This window comes from Staphylococcus hyicus, assembly GCF_000816085.1.
Taxonomy (GTDB): Bacteria; Bacillota; Bacilli; order Staphylococcales; family Staphylococcaceae; genus Staphylococcus; species Staphylococcus hyicus.
Genome location: NZ_CP008747.1, coordinates 901,658 through 921,822, shown reverse-complemented (window position 1 = coordinate 921,822; position 20,165 = coordinate 901,658). Strand labels below are relative to the sequence as shown.

Annotated in this window: 18 protein-coding genes; 5 read left to right on the top strand and 13 right to left on the bottom strand. The window is 35.2% G+C overall.

Going from position 1 to position 20,165, the window contains the following annotated elements; genetic code table 11:
* Window positions 1-2: 2 nt before the first annotated feature.
* Window positions 3-1,463, bottom strand: a complete 1,461-nt coding sequence (gene gatA / locus SHYC_RS04225) for an Asp-tRNA(Asn)/Glu-tRNA(Gln) amidotransferase subunit GatA (RefSeq protein WP_039644775.1) — start codon at window positions 1,461-1,463, stop codon at window positions 3-5.
* 2 nt (window positions 1,464-1,465) lie between these two features.
* Complete coding sequence (gene gatC, locus SHYC_RS04220; protein ID WP_037566951.1) at window positions 1,466-1,768, bottom strand: Asp-tRNA(Asn)/Glu-tRNA(Gln) amidotransferase subunit GatC; 303 nt, start codon at window positions 1,766-1,768, stop codon at window positions 1,466-1,468.
* Between the two features lie 411 nt (window positions 1,769-2,179).
* Here gatC and putP point away from each other — a divergent pair, with 411 nt between their 5' ends.
* Window positions 2,180-3,724 carry a sodium/proline symporter PutP gene (gene putP, locus SHYC_RS04215; protein ID WP_039644773.1) on the top strand — a complete coding sequence of 515 codons (1,545 nt, stop codon included), beginning with the start codon at window positions 2,180-2,182 and terminating at the stop codon, window positions 3,722-3,724.
* 131 nt (window positions 3,725-3,855) lie between these two features.
* On the opposite strand, the gene SHYC_RS04210 is transcribed toward putP, so the two are convergent.
* From SHYC_RS04210 to SHYC_RS04165, 10 genes are all read right to left on the bottom strand, one after another.
* Window positions 3,856-5,052: a CamS family sex pheromone protein gene (locus SHYC_RS04210; protein ID WP_039644772.1), complete on the bottom strand. Its 1,197-nt coding sequence runs from the start codon at window positions 5,050-5,052 to the stop codon at window positions 3,856-3,858.
* A gap of 15 nt (window positions 5,053-5,067) precedes the next feature.
* Window positions 5,068-7,065 carry an NAD-dependent DNA ligase LigA gene (gene ligA / locus SHYC_RS04205; protein ID WP_039644771.1) on the bottom strand — a complete coding sequence of 666 codons (1,998 nt, stop codon included), beginning with the start codon at window positions 7,063-7,065 and terminating at the stop codon, window positions 5,068-5,070.
* Window positions 7,066-7,070: 5 nt separating this feature from the next.
* Window positions 7,071-9,260 (bottom strand): DNA helicase PcrA, encoded by a 2,190-nt coding sequence (gene pcrA, locus SHYC_RS04200; protein ID WP_039644769.1) that lies wholly within the window; start codon window positions 9,258-9,260, stop codon window positions 7,071-7,073.
* Window positions 9,260-9,949, bottom strand: coding sequence for a heptaprenylglyceryl phosphate synthase (gene pcrB, locus SHYC_RS04195; protein ID WP_039644767.1), 690 nt, complete (start codon window positions 9,947-9,949; stop codon window positions 9,260-9,262). The genes pcrA and pcrB overlap by 1 nt, the downstream gene beginning before the upstream one ends.
* 159 nt (window positions 9,950-10,108) lie before the next feature.
* On the bottom strand, window positions 10,109-10,411 hold the full coding sequence (locus tag SHYC_RS04190) for a YerC/YecD family TrpR-related protein (RefSeq protein ID WP_037566960.1): 303 nt from the start codon (window positions 10,409-10,411) through the stop codon (window positions 10,109-10,111).
* Between the two features lie 69 nt (window positions 10,412-10,480).
* Window positions 10,481-11,776 (bottom strand): adenylosuccinate lyase, encoded by a 1,296-nt coding sequence (gene purB, locus SHYC_RS04185; protein WP_039644766.1) that lies wholly within the window; start codon window positions 11,774-11,776, stop codon window positions 10,481-10,483.
* 264 nt (window positions 11,777-12,040) lie between these two features.
* The gene (locus SHYC_RS04180; RefSeq protein ID WP_039644765.1) at window positions 12,041-12,223 is read right to left on the bottom strand and encodes an NETI motif-containing protein; all 183 of its coding nucleotides are present in this window, start codon (window positions 12,221-12,223) and stop codon (window positions 12,041-12,043) included.
* Window positions 12,207-12,782 (bottom strand): DUF2179 domain-containing protein, encoded by a 576-nt coding sequence (locus SHYC_RS04175; protein ID WP_039644763.1) that lies wholly within the window; start codon window positions 12,780-12,782, stop codon window positions 12,207-12,209. Before SHYC_RS04175 ends, SHYC_RS04180 begins: the two co-directional genes overlap by 17 nt.
* 66 nt (window positions 12,783-12,848) lie before the next feature.
* On the bottom strand, window positions 12,849-13,670 hold the full coding sequence (gene nadE, locus SHYC_RS04170; RefSeq protein WP_039647554.1) for an ammonia-dependent NAD(+) synthetase: 822 nt from the start codon (window positions 13,668-13,670) through the stop codon (window positions 12,849-12,851).
* Complete coding sequence (locus SHYC_RS04165; RefSeq protein ID WP_039644761.1) at window positions 13,663-15,138, bottom strand: nicotinate phosphoribosyltransferase; 1,476 nt, start codon at window positions 15,136-15,138, stop codon at window positions 13,663-13,665. Before SHYC_RS04165 ends, nadE begins: the two co-directional genes overlap by 8 nt.
* 159 nt (window positions 15,139-15,297) lie before the next feature.
* On the opposite strand from SHYC_RS04165, the gene SHYC_RS04160 reads away from it, so the two are divergent.
* Both SHYC_RS04160 and SHYC_RS04155 read left to right on the top strand, forming a co-directional pair.
* Window positions 15,298-16,368 (top strand): nitric oxide synthase oxygenase, encoded by a 1,071-nt coding sequence (locus SHYC_RS04160; protein WP_039644759.1) that lies wholly within the window; start codon window positions 15,298-15,300, stop codon window positions 16,366-16,368.
* Window positions 16,369-16,412: 44 nt separating this feature from the next.
* Window positions 16,413-17,204, top strand: a complete 792-nt coding sequence (locus SHYC_RS04155; protein ID WP_039644756.1) for a prephenate dehydratase — start codon at window positions 16,413-16,415, stop codon at window positions 17,202-17,204.
* A gap of 225 nt (window positions 17,205-17,429) precedes the next feature.
* Here the strand turns inward: SHYC_RS04155 and SHYC_RS04150 are convergent, their stop codons facing one another.
* A complete protein-coding gene (locus tag SHYC_RS04150) occupies window positions 17,430-18,530 on the bottom strand; it encodes a glycosyl hydrolase family 28-related protein (RefSeq protein ID WP_039644755.1) in 1,101 nt (366 codons plus the stop codon).
* Between the two features lie 82 nt (window positions 18,531-18,612).
* On the opposite strand from SHYC_RS04150, the gene SHYC_RS04145 reads away from it, so the two are divergent.
* A complete protein-coding gene (locus tag SHYC_RS04145; protein WP_039644754.1) occupies window positions 18,613-19,164 on the top strand; it encodes a cysteine hydrolase family protein in 552 nt (183 codons plus the stop codon).
* A gap of 63 nt (window positions 19,165-19,227) precedes the next feature.
* Window positions 19,228-20,151 carry a manganese-dependent inorganic pyrophosphatase gene (locus SHYC_RS04140; protein WP_039644752.1) on the top strand — a complete coding sequence of 308 codons (924 nt, stop codon included), beginning with the start codon at window positions 19,228-19,230 and terminating at the stop codon, window positions 20,149-20,151.
* Window positions 20,152-20,165: the final 14 nt, after the last annotated feature.

Sequence of the window (20,165 nt, the reverse complement as noted above, 5' to 3'; positions counted from 1 at the left end):
CCTTATAATTTATGATAATGATCATGTAAATTGAATTGCGTTTCAAATTGATATGCCACTCGGTATAATGTTTTTTCATCAAATGGTTTACCGATTAATTGTAATCCGATTGGACGACCATTTTTAGCTAAACCACAAGGAATTGAAATACCCGGTAAACCTGCTAAGTTTACAGGTGTAGTTAATAAGTCGTTCGCATACATTGTTAATGGATCATCAATTTCAGAACCTAAATCAAATGCAACTGTTGGTGTTGTTGGACCAATAACTACATCATAGTTTTCAAAAACATTTTCAAAATCATTTTTAATTAGTGTTCTCACTTTTTGTGCTTTTTTATAATATGCATCATAATAGCCTGAACTTAACACATATGTCCCTAAGAAGATACGTCGTTTAACTTCCTCTCCGAAGCCTTCACTTCGAGACATTTTGTAAAGTTCTTCTAAATTAGTTGCCTCTTTAGAATGGTAACCATAACGAATACCGTCAAATCGCGCTAAATTTGAAGAAGCTTCCGCAGATGCAATAACATAATATGAAGGAATGCCATAAGGCGTACGTGGTAATGACACTTCTTCTACTGTTGCACCTAAAGCTTTAAAAGTCTCAACTGCTTGTAGTACAGATGCTTTAACTTCTTCGTCTACACCATCACCAATGTATTCCTTTGGTAATGCGATTTTCATACCGCTAATATCTCTACCGATATCCGATGTAAAGTAATTTGAAACATCTGGAGCACTTGTAGAATCAAGTTCATCTTCCCCAACGATGGCTTCTAATACGATGGCATTGTCTTTTACGTTACGTGTTAAAGGTCCAATTTGGTCTAATGAAGATGCAAATGCAACAAGTCCAAAACGTGAAACACGACCATAAGTTGGCTTTAACCCTACCACACCGCAATATGCAGCAGGCTGACGAATTGACCCACCTGTATCTGTTCCTAATGTAAACGGCACTAAACCAGCAGCAACCGCAGCAGCTGAACCACCTGAAGAACCACCTGGAACCGCATTATGATCAAATGGGTTTACTGTTTTTTTGAAATATGATGTTTCAGTAGACCCCCCCATGGCAAATTCATCTAAATTAACTTTACCAATTAACACACCATTTTCTGCGTGTAATTTTTTCATTACTGTCGCTTCATATATTGGTACAAAACCTTCTAACATTTTACTCGCACATGTCGTTTCTAAACCTTCAGTAATAATGTTATCTTTAATCCCCATAGGGATACCGAACAATTTACCTTCAATCTCACCTGCAGCTTGCTTTTGATCTAATTCTTCTGCTTTTTTTATTGCTTGCTCTTTATCAAGTGCTAGAAATGATTTAATGTGTGGATCAGTTTCTTCAATTGCTTTATATATATCTTTAACAATTTCTGAAGGCTTAATTTTATTTTCTTTAATTAATGTTTGTAAATTTTCAATTGATTCATAACGGATGCTCATAATTATGCGTCCTCCCCATTCATCACTGCAGGTACTTTAAATTGACCTGCCTCTACCTCTTTGGCATTTGCTAATGCTTTTTCTTGTGGTAAACCTTTATGTGCCACATCATCTCTTAAAACATTTTGCAAATCTAATACGTGATTCGTAGGTTTTACATTTTCTGTATCAACTGAATCAATTTGATGACAAAAATCTAACACACCTGCTAACGTCTCTTGAATTTCTTTTGACTCTTTATCTGACACATTTAAACGTGCAAGGTTAGCAATGTGCTTCACTTGTTCATGTGTTATTTCGGTCATGACTAAATTAGCCTCCTTAAAAATACTCTTTTATCTTAAAATTGTACCAAATTTCAAGTTAAAAATCTAAGTATTTTCTGAAACGGTCAGATGAAAACGCAACACATTTAAGAGATATTTAAAGTTATTATCAATTAAGATTGAAATGCTAACTCTATATATTTGATCCATGTTACTCAAATACACTTTTAAGCTATAAAGTTACACAAGTATGTTATAAACTTGCAAATACTTTCATATCATTCACTTCTTAAAATTTTTTAAAATACAGACATACGTCTCTAAAAATAGCAAAAAGCAACATTAAAACGATAATTAATTAGCAATTTTTAACTTTCGAATAAAAATACACTTTTCAACCCGGGATATTTCTGTATAATTAATTTATGTAACAAAAAGGGGGATATATTTATGTATATTTTTGGGTCTACTTTATCGAGCCAAGTCAACCCAGACTGGCAAACGTACATCATGATAGCCTTATACTTTATTATTTTACTTGGTATTGGTTATTACGGTTATAAACAAGCCACAAGTAACTTAAGTGAGTATATGCTTGGCGGACGTAATATTGGACCATGGGTCACAGCACTTTCAGCCGGTGCATCTGACATGAGTGGTTGGATGATAATGGGGTTGCCGGGTGAAGTTTATTCCACTGGTCTTTCCGCTGCTTGGTTATCTATAGGATTAACATTAGGTGCTTGGATTAACTATTTACTCGTCGCACCTCGATTGCGCTTGCACACTGAAATCGCTGGAGATGCAATTACATTGCCTGACTTTTTCAAAAATCGTTTAGATGATAAATCTAATTTAATAAAAATCATTTCCGGTGGTATTATCGTTATTTTCTTCACGTTATATACACATGCTGGTTTTGTATCAGGTGGTAAGTTATTTGATAGTGCCTTTGGTCTAGATTATCGCTTCGGCCTATTACTTGTTGCTGTGATTGTAATTGCCTATACATTCTTTGGTGGTTATCTCGCTGTTTCAATCACAGACTTTTTCCAAGGTGTTATTATGTTAATTGCGATGATTATGGTGCCAATAGTAGTCATGCTCAAATTAAATGGATTAGATACTTTTCATACTGTTGCAGAACTTAAACCGACAAACTTAGATTTGTTTAGAGGAACAACTGTTGTAGGTATTATTTCATTTTTCGCATGGGGCTTAGGATATTTTGGACAGCCTCACATTCTAGTGCGATTTATGTCCATTCGTTCAATCAAACTTTTCCCATTTACACGACGTATTGGTATTACATGGATGGCAGTTGGTTTGATTGGTGCGGTGTTAGTTGGATTATTAGGTATCGCATTTGTACCTGCTCAAGGGGTTCAAATAAAAGACCCTGAAACACTTTTCATCTTAATGGGACAGATTTTATTCCATCCATTAGTAGGTGGTTTCTTATTAGCCGCGATTTTAGCAGCAATCATGAGCACCATTTCTTCACAATTATTAGTGACATCTAGTTCACTAACTGAAGATTTTTATAAATTAATTCGTGGTGACAAAGCGAATACAAAAAAACACGAAAAAGAATTTGTATTAGTGGGTCGTTTATCCGTAATATTAGTTGCCATCGTAGCTATTGCCATCGCATGGTCGCCTAACGATACCATCTTAAATTTAGTTGGAAATGCGTGGGCTGGTTTTGGAGCAGCATTCGGACCACTTGTCATTTTATCACTTTATTGGAGAAATTTAACACGCACAGGTGCCATTAGTGGTATGATCGCTGGAGCGGCTACTGTAATACTATGGATTATTTTTGCATTACCACTTGGCAAAACATATGAAATTTTTTCTTTATATGAAATTGTTCCAGGTTTTATCATGAGTTTAATTGTAACGATTGTAGTTTCCAAATTCACTAAAAAGCCTGACTCATTCGTTATTGATGATATGAATGAAGTTAAACGTAGATTGGAACTTAATGAATAAATTTTAGAACCATTCGCTTTTTATTTTGATTTTAAAAATAGCCTTCAAAATTCATTTTAAAATGAACTTTGAAGGCTATTTATATATTAATATAAAATTCCTTTACCACACATCACTGCCCTCTCAAAGTGTTATTGATTGTAAATGTGTACTTTAGGATTTCGGTCATCAACAGTTTTAGTGATAAGTGCACGGGGTTCATTGCCATCTTTAATATGTATTTCATATTCTTCGACATCCCCAAAATCTTTTTCAGCCAATTGGGTTACATACTGTGTTATACCTATTAATTCTGCTCTACCATAATAATCAATTGGTAAATCAACAGAGAGAGATTTAATTTTTTTATCTTTGAATTTTGCTTTTCCTACTGCTTGTGTAAAATTTGTAAAGTATGATTGTAAGTTATCATTGAAATCTCGAAATTTTGAATTAAGTTGTTCATTTAATTCAGAAGCTTCACTTGAAGGCATCAGTACAGTTTGTTCTTTTACTCTATTCCATTCTTTCAGTTCAGCACCATTTTCATCTGACGTAGCATAACTCACAAACGCACCTGGTACTATTTGGTCTTTACCCGATTGCATGTATATTGCAAATGTAATAGGAATATCTTTTAACTGATCATTTTCACGTAAACGTGATAACATTTCATCAGCAATTTCTCGGCCTTGTTTTTCAACTTTTTTCTTATCTAAATCAACACTAAAAGTTTCACCGTATTTTTCTTTTTGATAGTAATATACTTGATTCATAGCAAGACCTATCGTCAGCCCTTTTATTTTCTTACCACTTGTATCTCCATTATCATAAAAGTTTTGTTCGAGTATATGTGATAACACTTGTGGTGAACGTTTTGCGATTTTTTCTTCATCTTTTTCGCCATGAACAGAAGGGTTTAAGCCAAGATTTTCAGTAGCTTGTTTATCTTCTTTTTCCTTGTCGCTCATTTTATTTAATTCCTCTTTAGTCAACTTAGGTTTTAAATAGGCTTGAATCGTTTTTTTATCTAAAAACTGACCATCTTGATATAAAAATTCATCAGTAGGATATATATCTTTACTAATTTCAAGTAAACCCGCTTCAAAATCTTCTCCATTAAAATGATTCGACATTTTTTCTTGTGTTAGTCCACGTGCTTGACTTTCTTTAAAAGGTAATATTGTTCTGTAGTTATCACCTTGAACGTTTTTATCCGTCGCAATGTGTTTGACGTTATTTTCTTTTTTTGAAGATGCATCGTTTGAAGATTGGTTTTCTGATTGATTTGGACCACATGCAACTAAAACCAATGATAATCCAACTATGATAAAAGATCTTTTTTTCATAGGCAATCTCCCTTTTTAATTGATTTCCTTTTGTTTATCAATGAATTCTTGTTCATTCCAAATTGGTGTTCCTATCGACTCTGCTTTCGCTAATTTCGAACCAGCATCTTTACCTGCAATAACAAGATCGGTTGATTTTGTAACACTACTTGTCACCTTTGCACCTTGATTTTTTAACCATTGAGACGCTTCAGTTCTAGTCATTTGTTCTAATTTCCCAGTAAGTACGATTGTTTTATTTAAAAATTCAGGATGCCCTTCAATTTGAGATGATTTTTGACCCGTAAATGTCATGTTCACTTGTTGTTGTGCCATTTTTTGAATTAACTTTTGAATATCTTCATTTTTCATATAGGTTACAAATGATTGTGCAAGCTTTTCACCAACATCATATATTTCAATGAGCTCTTCTTCCGTCACTTGCATTAAACGCGCCATAGTCTCATACTTTTCAGCTAAGACTTGACTCGCTTTAACACCTAAATGTCGGATACCTAAACCGAATAAAAGATGTTCTAATGATTGTGTTTTAGATTTTTCTATCGCATTTATAAGATTTTCTACTTTTTTTTCACCCATACGTTCTAACGGTAATAAATCTTCTTTTTTAAGATAAAAAATATCTGCCACGTCTCTAATTAAATGATGATGATAAAGTTGTTCAATAATTTTCGTACCTAACCCATCAATATTCATCGCTTGTCTTGATACAAAATGTTTTAATCCTTCAATAAGTTGCGCTTGGCATTTAGGGTTAATACACCTTAAAGCAACTTCTCCTTCGATACGAACAAGCTCATGATCGCAACTCGGACAATGTGTCGGCATATGATATGGTGTTGTATTTGCTGGACGACGGTCTAAAATCACTTTAACAACTTCTGGTATAATATCTCCAGCTTTTTTCACAACTACCTGATCACCGATTCGAATATCTCTTTCATGAATTAGATCCTCATTGTGTAATGAGGCCCTTGAAACCGTAGTTCCAGCTACGTGAACCGGCGTTAAAATTGCGGTCGGTGTAACAACGCCTGTACGTCCAATACTCAATTCAATATCTTCTAAGGTCGTCACAACTTCCTCTGCCGGAAATTTATAAGCAATTGCCCATCTTGGTGATTTTTGTGTGAAACCCATATCCTCTTGATGCTCAATTGCATTAACTTTAATAACGATTCCATCAATATCATAACTTAATGTCTCGCGCTCTGCTGTCCACTTTTCTATATAATCAAGTACATCTTCTATGGTTTTCACATTCATTCGCTCAGGATTCGTTTTGAATCCTAGTCGATCTAACTCTAATAATGCTTCACTTTGAGAAGTGGCATCGAGCTCTGTGAAATCATTAATACTATATAGAAAAATATCTAATTTACGTGCTGCTGCGAGTTTAGAATCTAATTGACGTAATGAACCTGCAGCGGCATTCCTTGGATTTGCAAACAGTTGCTCACCCTTTTTTTCTTTATCTTCATTTAGCTTCAAAAACGATTTTCGTGGCATAAACGCTTCACCGCGAACTTCAAAAGAAATTGGTTGTTTTAATGTGAGTGGAATCGCGCGAATCGTTTTTAAATTCTCAGTTATATCTTCCCCTGTTGTACCATCTCCACGCGTTAAACCCTGTACTAAACGGCCATCGACATATTTTAACGATACTGCCAATCCATCAATTTTCAACTCACACATGTATTCGACTTCTCCTACAGCATCTCTTACACGTTGATCAAAACGGCGTAAATCTGCCTCATTAAAAGCATTTGATAAACTAAGCATTGGGGTATCATGGCGTACTTTTTCAAATGTCGATTGCGCTTCTCCACCTACACGTACTGTTGGTGAATCTACTGTTTTAAGTTCAGGATGTTGTGATTCAATAGCTATTAATTCATGCAACAATTTATCATATTCACTGTCCGGAACAGTTGGATTATCTTTAACATAATACTCATAATTATATTGATGTAACTGGTCATGTAATACTTTCACACGCGCTTTCAAATCCATATATATTAGTCCTCCTTTTTCTCAATCGGAGCAAATTGCGCCAATAGTCGCTTAGGTCCTTGTGATTTGAATATAATATCTAACTCAACAGACCCATTTTTAACGTTCACATTTGATACCATACCCTCTCCCCAACTTTTATGCGTCACTTTATCTCCTACATTCCATTCGGATGTAGATGGTTTAGCGTTGTTTACCACCGTACGTTGACTGTACCCTCTTTTAGGCGCTGTGCGTTTCTGTCCTATTTGCGTTGTCTGTTTTCGTTCTGGCAATGCTAATAAATCATCGGGAATTTCGTTTAGAAAACGTGAACGTGGATTTGATTGCGAACGTCCGAATAATGTACGCGATGAGGCATGTGTTAAATATAGTTCTTCTTCTGCTCGAGTAATCGCCACATAACTAATACGACGCTCTTCTTCCATTTCATGATCATCATCACTCTTTATAGCTCTAAGATGCGGGAAAATCGATTCTTCCATACCTATTATAAATACAACTGGATATTCCAAACCTTTAGCAGAATGCATTGTCATTAACGTAACACCATCTTCTAAGTTAGCTTCATCAACATCGGCAACGAGAGATAAATCCGTTAAAAAGTTAATGAGTGATTGTTCTTCTAATGGCGTATTTTTTTCGTAATCTTTCGGTACAGACATAAATTCATCTATATTCTCTAATCGGCTACGTGCTTCTAATGTTTGTTCACGCTCTAACATGTCACGATAACCAGACTTAATTAACACTTCTTCAACAATTTCACTTATTTCTAAAAATTCTTGTTCCTGCATTAAATGATTGATTAATTGATAAAATTCAGATGCAGCTTGTGTCACTTTTTTGGATAATCCAATAAAGTCGACCTCAGCTAAAGCTTCAAACATACTGATACTATTTGATGTTGCATAGGCAGCAATTTTATCGACGGATGACGGACCAATACCTCTTTTAGGGATATTAATCACTCGGCGTAAACTAATATCATCTGCACTATTAGCAATCAAACGTAAATAACTCAACACATCTTTAATCTCTTTTCGGTCGTAGAACTTTTGTCCACCTACCATGACATAAGGCACATTCGATTTTAAAAACGTCTCTTCAAGTACACGTGACTGCGCATTGGTACGATACAACACTGCGATATCTTTCAATTTACGTCCCTTTTTTTGCTGTTTAAATATTTCTCGAACCACATATTCAGATTCATCTCGTTCGCTAAACGCTTCGTAATATTTAATTTTTTCTCCGTTGGCATTTGCCGTCCATAGCCCTTTAGGTTTTCTCTCAGTATTGTTTCTGATTACTTCATTCGCAGCATTTAATATCGTTTTTGTTGAACGATAATTTTGTTCGAGAAAAATTGTTCTTGCATTAGGATAGTCTTCTTCAAAAGATAATATGTTTTGAATATCCGCGCCACGCCAACCATAAATAGATTGATCCGAATCACCCACAACACATAAATTTTTGAACTTTTGTGCTATTAAATTTACAAGCGTATATTGCGCTTTGTTAGTATCTTGATACTCGTCAACATGTATGTATTGAAATTTATTTTGATAGTAATCTAATACATCAGGGACACGTTCAAAAAGCTTAATCGTTGTCATGATTAAGTCATCAAAATCTAATGCTTGGTTACGAATGAGCTGTTTTTGATATCCTTCATATACTTTAGCGACCATTTGTGTATAAAAGTCATTTGCCGATTCCAATGCATCTTGCGGTGTTTTTAATTCATTTTTTAAATTGCTAATGGCGCTGATAAACATGCGCGGTTCATAACGTTTTGGATCTATATTTTCACGTTTTAAAACATCTTTAATGACTGATTTTTGGTCAGTTGGGTCTATTATGGTAAAGTTCCGTTCGATGCCTATGCGATCGGCATCACGACGAAGAATACGAACGCACATTGAATGAAAGGTTGACATCCAAATCACTTCTGCTTCTTCACCTACTAGTTTTTGAACACGTTCTTTCATCTCTTTCGCAGCCTTATTTGTAAAGGTTATCGCTAAAATGTTATAAGGAGATACACCTTTTTCATCAAGCAAGTATGCAATACGATGCGTTAATACACGCGTTTTTCCAGATCCAGCACCCGCCATAATTAAAAGCGGTCCTTCAGTCGTGCGTACCGCTTCACTTTGTTCTGTATTCATATGCTTTACAAGTGGATTCATTATGTTCTCTCCTTTATTTTAGTCGTTTGTATCGCTTTTTTGATATCCTCATACACTAAATTACCAACTACAATAGTATCTGCAACAGAAGCATAAGATGAAGCACTTTCATAGCCATCAATGCCACCACCATAAAACAATTGTGTAGTGCTTAAATTTGATTTTGCTGCTTCAACATCTTCAAGGGACCCTTTTGTACCGCTATATTCTAAGTATAAAATTGGTAAGCGATACATCTCGTTCATCATTTGAGCATAAGCTTCGATATCTTCAGTTGTTAAGTCCGTATTCGCTTTCGTATGTTTAGCCACTTTACTTTCGGGGTTCAGTACAACATACCCTTCAAAAAGAATTTCTTCAAAATGCATCATATGTCCATACATTTTAAGTGCTTCAAGTAACAACCCATTATGAAATGAAACATCAGTACTGTTCAGAACTGTCGGGACAAAATAGAAATCAAATCCAGGTACAATACTTTCAATATTTGAAATTTCCAAAACTAATGGTAATGGATAGCGTCTCACACGACTCATTAAATGCAACACATTATCTTCGGTAACGTTATCTGTCCCTCCAATAATGATGGCATCTGTTTGCGACATACATATTTTTTCAAGATCAGAATCAGTTATTGCCTTAGCTGGATCTAATTTAAAAACATGGCGCCATTGTTTTATATCATACATAACCGAATACTCCTTTAAATATCATAGATAATATTATAGCATTTTTAAGGCTGATATTCTAAGTAACACCCTGGGATTTAAAGGAAAAATTACATAAAAAAAGCAAGCGTTAAATGTACGTTTCACGTGCATTTTATCGCTTACTTTTTCACTTTATTTTTAATGTTTCGTCTCAATATCCATTCGTTCTAAAATCATTGTATATGCATCATTACCCCACTGCAGTGAACGTTTCACTCGAGAAATAGTCGCAGTAGACGCGCCGGATTCAGCTTCTATCGTTGCATAAGTGTAGCCTTGCTTAATCATCTTCGCAACTTGCAGGCGTTGCGATAACGACTGAAGTTCATTCACTGTACATAAATCATCAAAAAATTGATAACATTCCTCGCGTGTTTCTAATGTTAATATTGCATCGAACAATTCATCTAATGCTTGTCCACGTAACTTTTCAATTTGCATGGTATACAACCCCTATTTTTATGTGTTTAAGGATATTTTAACGAATTAATACATTAAAGTGTAGTATTTTTATGCTAAACCTACTCTTTTAAATATTGTATCAACTTGATTCAAGTGATGTCTAGGGTCAAAACATGCATTAAGTTCATCTTCTGATAATTTTTCTGTGATTTTCTCATCCGCTTCAACGAGTGTTCTAAATGGCGTTTTTGTTGCCCATGATTCCATTGCTTTTGGTTGAACAGTATCATACGCCTCTTCACGAACCATCCCTTTATCAATCAAAGCTAATAACACACGCTGTGAATAAATAAGGCCAAACGTTTTATTCATGTTTTCTGTCATATTTTCCTCATACACGGTTAAACGATCCACAATATTCGTGAAGCGATTTAACGCATAGTCTAGTGCTATCGTCACATCCGGTAACATAATACGTTCAGCAGATGAATGTGAAATGTCACGCTCATGCCAAAGAGCAACATTTTCATAAGCTGTTGTAATATATCCGCGAATCACACGTGCAATTCCCGTAATATTTTCAGAACCTATTGGATTACGTTTATGTGGCATAGCAGATGACCCTTTTTGCCCTTTTGCGAATGCTTCTTCAACTTCACGCGTTTCTGTTTTTTGTAAGTTTCTAATTTCTACTGCAAATTTTTCAAGCGACGTTGCGATTAAACTAAGTGTTGCAATATAATACGCATGGCGGTCACGTTGCAACGTTTGGGTTGAAATTGGTGCAGTACCAATACCTAAGTGTTTACACACATATGCTTCGATTTCAGGTGGAATATTAGCAAACGTTCCTACTGCGCCACTCATTTTACCCACTTCAATTTCTTCACGTACACGTTTGAAACGTTCTAAATTACGTTGCATTTCTGCATACCATAACGCCATTTTCAAGCCAAATGTTGTGGGTTCAGCATGAACACCGTGCGTACGACCCATCATGAGCGTATATTTATAATTTTTCGCTTTATTCGCTAGGACTTCTATAAAACGTTCCAAGTCTTTTTCGATAATATCATTTGCTTGTTTCACTTGATAGCTTAACGCTGTATCCACAACATCTGTTGACGTAAGACCATAATGCACCCATTTACGTTCTTCACCTAATGTTTCAGATACTTGGCGTGTAAATGCAACTACATCATGACGCGTTTCTAACTCAATCTCTTTTGCACGCGCAACATCCACTCTCGCATGTTCACGAATTTTCTTAACATCTTCTTTAGGAATATCTCCCAACTCGCTCCATGCTTCGCAAGCTAAAATTTCAACCTCTAACCATGCAGCATAGCGATTTTGATCTGTCCAAATATTCGACATTTCTTCTCTTGAATAGCGTTCAATCATTATAAAATCTCCTAACTCGTATTTTAGTATGCTTCCGCTTAAAAAATAAAATCGTATTCAGTCACATTATAGCAAATGAATTTCATATGTACATTAACTATATAAACAGATATATCGTTCGGAATCAATGTGTAATTCGATATTTTTCAAATAACTAACATAAAATAAAGGTCTAAAAACGAACATTAATGGTTTAACCGCCATAAACATACGCTTTTAAGAAGTTAAAAGAGACGTTGACGATAGCGTCAACGCCTTCCTTTATTATGATTCCCGTTCGATTTTCTTTCCAGTAAAGATAATTTCTTGTTTCAAGACGTCAATACTGCCGTCTTTATTTTCTTTAAAGATAGGTTTTTCAAAACGTTTAATAGGCATATAACCTGCCGCTTTCATACGCAATAAACACGCTTGAACCGTTTCATCGTCTTCAACTTTGAATTTCATCTGTATCATACGCCTTCACTTTTTTACTTCGTACACCTTTTACCCAGAATCCACCATGAATGTTACGTGGTTCATAAGCAATAATAAACGCTTTAGGGTCAAGCGCTTTAATGGTATCCATCAGTTTAAGCTCATATCGTTTTGGTGTTAAAATTTGCATCACGAGACGGTCACCATCACGACCATGTGCAGCAAAGTGAGTGACACCATAACCTAAATCTCGAAGTTGTCTAGGGATATCCAATTCATAATCAGCGGTCGTTACATTGACTACCGAATACCCTAACGCTAATTTCTCTTCAATTTTCATGCCAACAATAATACCAACTGAAAAACCTAATGCATAAGCGATAACATTTTGAAATTGATCTAGACCAGACATAACCATACCTAAACCAATGACATATACTAAGACTTCTACAAAACTTAGCGCCGCCGCGTAATATCGATACCCTTTCAAAGTTAAAATCAGCCGCATTGTCAACGCAGTAACATAAGCAACATTTATAAGAAATATTGCCAAAATGAGTAGTAATGGATTGTCATTAATTGCACTCATAGCTTACCTCACTTCTTGAAATTTAGCTCATTGTATCAAGAATCATTTCAAATGTCATTATAATTTTTATTTCGGCCATGTATAACGTGTATATGCTAACTCACGTTTATGAGCATTTTGAATATACAATTTCTCAATACGTTCAGCAGCAGCATGTGAAACAGGCTTTCCTTCTAAATAATCATCAATATCTAAATATGTGACACCTAAAGCCTCTTCATCCGGTAATTGGGGTTTGTCATCTTCTAAATCAGCTGTAGGTGTTTTTTCATATAGGTGCTGAGGTGCTTCTAAATATTGTAACAGTTGTCGCCCTTGACGTTTATTCAAGCCAAATATAGGTGCAATATCCGCAGCTCCATCTCCATATTTTGTAAAAAATCCAGTCACATTTTCCGCAGAATGATCAGTCCCAACTACAATACCACCAGTATTTGACGCAATAGAATATTGTACTTTCATTCTTTCGCGCGCTTTTTCATTACCTTTTTGAAAATCCGTCAATGTAATTCCAGCGTCTTTTAATGAGGCGACGCTTTGATCAACTGCCTCTTTAATATTGACGGTTATAATTTTATCTGGTTGTATAAATGCAAGTGCATCTTCAACTTCATCTGCATCCCGTTGTACACCATAAGGTAATTTTACAGCTATAAATTGATATGTTTTCGTGCTATTTTCATTCAGTTCATTAACGGCAAGTTGTGTTAATTTACCAACTAATGTAGAATCTTGTCCCCCCGAAATTCCCAATACAAGCGTATTAATGAATGGATGTGACGTCACATATTGTTTGATGAATTGTTTAATATCTTCGATTGTTTGAGCAACATCAATATCTGGTTGTACTTTCATTTCATTCACAATGATGGATTGCATTCTACTCATGTTCATGTTCTTCCTCCATTTCTTTCACATGTTCAGCCACTTCAAATATACGTCGTTGTTTATTTTCCCAACATGCCGTACTTAAATCCACAGGATATTCTTCGGGATTTAAATAACGTTTGTTTTCATCCCATAATAACTCCAAATTCTGTTGCAGGAATTGTTTCGCCTCATTCTCACTTGGTATGTTATAGACACACTTACCGTTTACGAAAATATCATGGTGTAAATCAATTGCTTTAAACTTTTTAATGTATTTCATCTTATACGTGTGAATCGGATGAAACATTTTAAGGTTTGCTTCTTCATTTGGATTCTCACTATCTAGCGTGATGTAATCTCCTTCAGACTTGTTTGTTTTAGTGTTAATAATTCGGTATACACGTTTTTTTCCTGGCGTCGTGACTTTTTCAGCATTGTTAGATAACTTAATGCGGTCTACAAGCTCACCATTATCATCTTCAACTGCAACCATTTTATACACGGCACCTAATGCAGGTTGTTGATACGCTGTAATTAATTTCGTACCTACCCCCCAACTGTCAACAGCAGCGCCTTGTGCTTTTAGACTAGAAATCGTTTCTTCATCTAGATCGTTAGACGCAATAATTTTAGCATTAGGAAAGCCTGCTGCATCAAGCATTTTGCGCGCTTCCTTTGATAAATAGGCAATATCTCCTGAATCAAGTCGTATTCCTATAAAATTAATTTTATCCCCTAGTTCTTTTGCGACACGAATCGCATTGGGTACACCCGACTTCAATGTATGGAAAGTATCTACGAGAAAAACACAATTTTTATGACGTTCCGCATATTTTTTAAATGCAATATATTCATCACCATAAGTCTGAACAAAAGCATGCGCATGGGTACCAGATACTGGAATATCAAATAATTTCCCTGCTCTCACGTTACTTGTCGCATCAAAACCACCAATAATTGCAGCTCGCGCGCCCCATAATGCCGCATCTAATTCATGCGCGCGACGTGTGCCAAATTCCATCAATGTATCGTTCGGAGCGACTTGTTTAATTCTGCTCGCTTTCGTAGTAATCAACGTTTGAAAATTAACGATATTCAATAACGCAGTTTCAATTAGCTGTGCTTGAATTAATGGTGCTTCAATACGCATGAGCGGTTCGTTACCAAAGCACAGTTCCCCTTCTTGCATTGAGCGTATATGCCCTGTAAATTTAAGTTCTTTTAAATAATTTAAAAAATCCGCTTCATAACCAATATCTTTCAAATATGCTAAATCAGTATCCGAAAAATGAAGGTGGTTAATATAGTCAATAACTCTCCTCAAACCATTAAAAACCGCATAACCACTTTCAAAGGGCATTTTTCTAAAATAAAGGTCAAATACAGCTGTACGCTCATGAATGCCATCATTCCAATAAGATTCTGCCATATTTATTTGATATAAGTCGTTGTGTAACATTAAGCTATCGTCATGGTATTGATACATATAATTTCTCCTCGTCCTTTTAGTTATACCTCTATGATATAACACTTTTAGCCACTGTTTTCCAACTTTTAATGAGAACATCGACAAAAATATGACAATTTTTACTTTTTTTCTAAAGATTTTTCATTTATACATTATAATTGATATTGAGGTGGTACGATGTTAAAAGAGGCAATTGCATTCATAACGCAATACTATGAAGAAACGAATCAACCTAATAAAAAAAAATTAGAACGGATTCTTGAAATTGAACACGAAATTGAAACACTTGGCTATTATCAACATACATCAGAGGAGTTAATTTATGGCGCCCGTTTAGCTTGGCGTAATTCAAATCGATGTATTGGAAGATTGTTTTGGGAGAGTTTGAAAGTTCAAGATGCAAGACATATCAAAGATGAAAATGCTTTTTTAGACGCAATTACTACTCATATCGATAAAGCGACGAATCATGGTAAAATCGTACCTTACATTACAATTTTCGCCCCTTCAAATGAAGACACACCTAAGATTTTTAATAATCAGTTGATTCGCTATGCAGGTTATAAAGAAAACGGAGATCCAGCAGAAAGACAAATCACTCAACTTGCTGAACATTTAGGTTGGCGTGGAAATAATGGTGACTTTGATGTCTTGCCTCTTATTTATCAACTTCCAAACCAACCTATCAAATATTATGACTACCCTAGCTCCCTTATTTTAGAAGTTCCAATTCAGCATCAGTCATACCCAAAAGTAGCACAATTAAATTTAAAATGGTATGCCGTACCAATTATTTCAAGTATGGATTTGAAAATCGGAGGTATCACGTATCCAACTGCACCATTTAACGGTTGGTACATGGTTAACGAAATTGCGGTACGTAATTTTATTGATCCATATCGATACAATTTAATGGAACCGTTAGCTAAAGCAATGGATTTTAATAATTTAAGAAATAGTAGTTTTAATAAGGATCGCGTATTAGTTGAAATTAATGACGCTGTGTATCAATCGTTTAAAAATAATGGCGTGTCAATGGTCGATCATTTAACAGCTTCAAAACAATTTGAAAAATTTGAAGCTGTGGAGGCAAAAAAAGGGCGCACGGTAACTGGAAAATGGTCATGGCTCGCTCCTCCTTTATCGCCAACACTGACATCTAATTACCATCACGGTTATGATAATACTATGCGTGAAACGAACTTTTATTATAAAAAAAAGGAACCGACTGGGTGTCCTTTTCATTAGATTTGTGTAAAATAAGGACAAACATTCACGAATGAGGTGAGGTTATGTCCTTATTTTACTTGGGACCCAAAGGGACCTTTTCATATTTAGCGGCTTTAAAATATACTAACAATCAAGAAGAATTAGTACCTAAAGAAAACCTTTATGAAGTTATTCAAGCAGTGCATACACATCCGAAATCAACAGCCATTGTACCTATTGAAAATGCAATTGAAGGTACGATTAATGTTGTCGCTGACAATTTAGTAGAACATTCTTTATCAGTCATAGCAGAAGTTCATTTAGATATTGAATTCTCCTTATATGGGCAACACACTACAACTTTAGATGATATTACGCACGTCTACTCTATTGGACCGGCAATTAGTCAAACTCAAAAATTTATTCACAAACATCAGTTGGCATATTCTTATGCGCAAAGTACGGTTGATGCCTTAAAGTATATTAATACAACCACTGCGGCTATCGCTCCTAAAGGAAGTGGTGAAGCTTATGGGTATGTCCCACTTATTGAAAACATTGAGGACTTCCCTCATAATATGACGCGTTTTCTTGTGTTAACGAATGCGGACATACCACCGAGCGATGGTAAACAATGCCTTATGATTATTACTCCTAGCTATGATAAACCGGGTTTATTGGCAAGCATTTTAAATACTTTCGCTTTATTTAATGTGAACTTGAGTTGGATTGAATCTAGACCCTTAAAAACACAACTAGGGATGTATCGATTTTTTGTCCAATGCGCTTATTCAAATGATGAAGACATGCATAAAATCAATAAAATTTTAGAAACACTTGATTTTGAAATACGTCACCTAGGGCGCTTTAATTAATAGATGTGTAAAACTTTTGATTTGTATGTTCAAAGAGGCTAAAATATCAATCAAAATGATATTTTAAATTCCTCACAATTGCCATCCGAGATACTAAATTTATATATAAATATAATCAACAAAATTCATGTACGAAGAATTTTGTTGGTTTTTTTGTGCGATAGGGTAGCTATTGTCCCATACCGCTAACCATAGTATATTTTAAACGTTTTAATGGGTTTCGCTTTAATTTTGAAAAAGGTTTCCAACCGTATTTTGTTTTATATGTGGTAAATTTTCATTATCGTAAATATACACATCATTCGAGCCAGTAATTTGTATCGGATTATTTTCACCTGAAAATGTATTATTTAGTATATTAACGTAGCGATGTGGTGCATCTTTATGACTTCGTATATGCAATGTATCCAATGTTGTTGTATTTTTAATCGTATTATGGATAAACACTAAATGTTTGCCCCCCTCTTTTCCTTCTATACGACCATCTAAGGAAGCCATATGTTTTCCTTTGTATACACCTAAATACCGCAGTACACCTGCACAATTTAAAAACGTATTATAAGCTATCATCACATTTTTAGACTTTAACGGCGTGAGCGCATATTCTTTTGTATTTTCAAAAACGTTATGTTGTATCACTATATTTTCATAAAAATGGAACAGTCGACTCGCATGCGACCCAATCGCTCTATTCCATGGTCCCATTTTCCCTTCACCAGAATTACCAAAATAACATCTTTCTATCACTACATTTTTTGTAATGGTACCATCATTCACTCCAAATTTTGGAAAAGCGCCTTCAATAAACAAATCAAGTTGAATCGCTTCTGAAAACCATCGATCGCCTTCATAATCGGCAAACCCTAAAAATTGACAATCATGAATATGAACGCCATCTAACCCGCAAGCATCGATGCCATGTCCACCTACTATATTTTTAAATGTGACATGTGATACTTCTATTTCACGTGCATGCCCTAAACACATTGCGGTATTATTATACGGATATTCCGTCCCATTCATATCAAACGTACCGCCTTCTATTTTGATAAAGCCATTTCCTTCATATCTGTAATAGTGTTTACGACTGGACCCATTTTTTAATAAAGCGTCACGCCCTTTACGCAATAATACGGCTTCAGGATCTAATTTCAAGGTCGTATTGCGATATATTTTTAAAGCTTTCGCAATGTGATATTCCCCTTTTGGAATATAGACCGTCCCCCCACCTTGTTTAGCGACAACATTTAATGCCCGTTGTATTCCAATCGTATCAAACCATTTATTTTTTGTTTTTGCTCCAAATTTTTTAACATTTTTCAACATAGGTCTAGTATCCTTTCATATTTAGGTTATACTATAAACATCTCTGATTTATAAATAGTATACCCAATTTTAGGAGGACATTATGTCAAAAAAAGCTTTAATCGTAGTTGACTATTCTAATGACTTCATCGCAGACAATGGAAAATTGACTTGTGGGGGCGCTGGTCAAGCCATCGAAGGGTACATTGTAGATCGAATCCAACAGTATCATGAAATGAGAGACAATATTTTTTTTATGATGGATTTACATTTCGAGAACGATCCTACCCACCCAGAGTCTAAAAGTTTTCCTCCACATAACATTATAGGTACTGAAGGACGAAAGTTATATGGTCGTGTAGGTTCTATTTTTCAGAAGATAGAACATGAAGAACATGTTTTTTTTATTGATAAAAGACGCTATGATTCTTTCTTTGGCACACCTTTAGATACTTTATTAAGAGAAAGAAAAATTGATACTTTAGAAATTGTTGGGGTATGTACAGATATCTGTGTCTTACATACAGCTTCAACTGCTTATAATTTAAATTATCAATTAATTATTCCTAAAGATGGCGTAGCTTCATTTAACGAATTAGGACACGAATGGGCACTTGCTCATTTTAAAAATACTTTAGGCGCAACAGTGGAATAACACTGATGTGCCGTGCTAAAATATGAATTAAATTAACAGTAAAGATATAAGGAGTTTATCAAAATGACAACATACATTTTCGGACATCAAAATCCAGATACAGATGCCATTACATCAGCGATTATTATGGCAGACTTCGAACAACTTCACGGCAATAAAGACGCTAAAGCATATCGCTTAGGCGATGTTGCTCCTGAAACGCAATATGCATTAGATTATTTTAAAGTTGAAGCACCTGAGCTTTTAACTGATGATCTCACAAATCAAGAGGTTATTTTAGTCGATCACAACGAATTCCAACAAAGTGCTGAAACGATTAACAAAGCAAATGTCAAACATGTCATTGATCATCATCGTATAGCTAACTTTGAAACAGCTGGTCCACTATACTACCGTGCTGAGCCAGTTGGATGTACGGCGACTATCCTTTACAAAATGTATAATGAACGTGGTTATGAAATCAAACCTGAAATTGCCGGCTTAATGATTTCTGCCATTGTCTCTGACAGTCTTTTATTTAAATCGCCAACATGTACAGAACAAGATGTAAACGCAGCGCGCGCACTAGCAAGCATTGCTAATGTAGACGTTGACCAATATGGTCTTGATATGTTAAAAGCAGGTGCTTCTACAAAAGATAGTACTGAAGCGCAATTACTTAATAAAGATGCAAAATCATTTGACATGGGTGAACGTACCGTACGAATTGCGCAAGTTAATACGGTAGACATCGATGAAGTTATGGCCCGTCAAGAAGCATTAGAAAATGCAATGAATAAAGAAATCGCAGAGCACAATTATACATCATTCATTTTAGTTGTCACTGACATTTTAAATAGTGATTCTAAAATATTAGTGACAGGTGCTGATACTGACAAAATCGCAAATGCTTTTAACACAACGCTAGATAATAACACTGCATTTTTACCAGGTGTCGTTTCACGTAAGAAACAAATTGTTCCTCAAGTTACTGACGCATTATCATAAACGTAGTGAAGGTG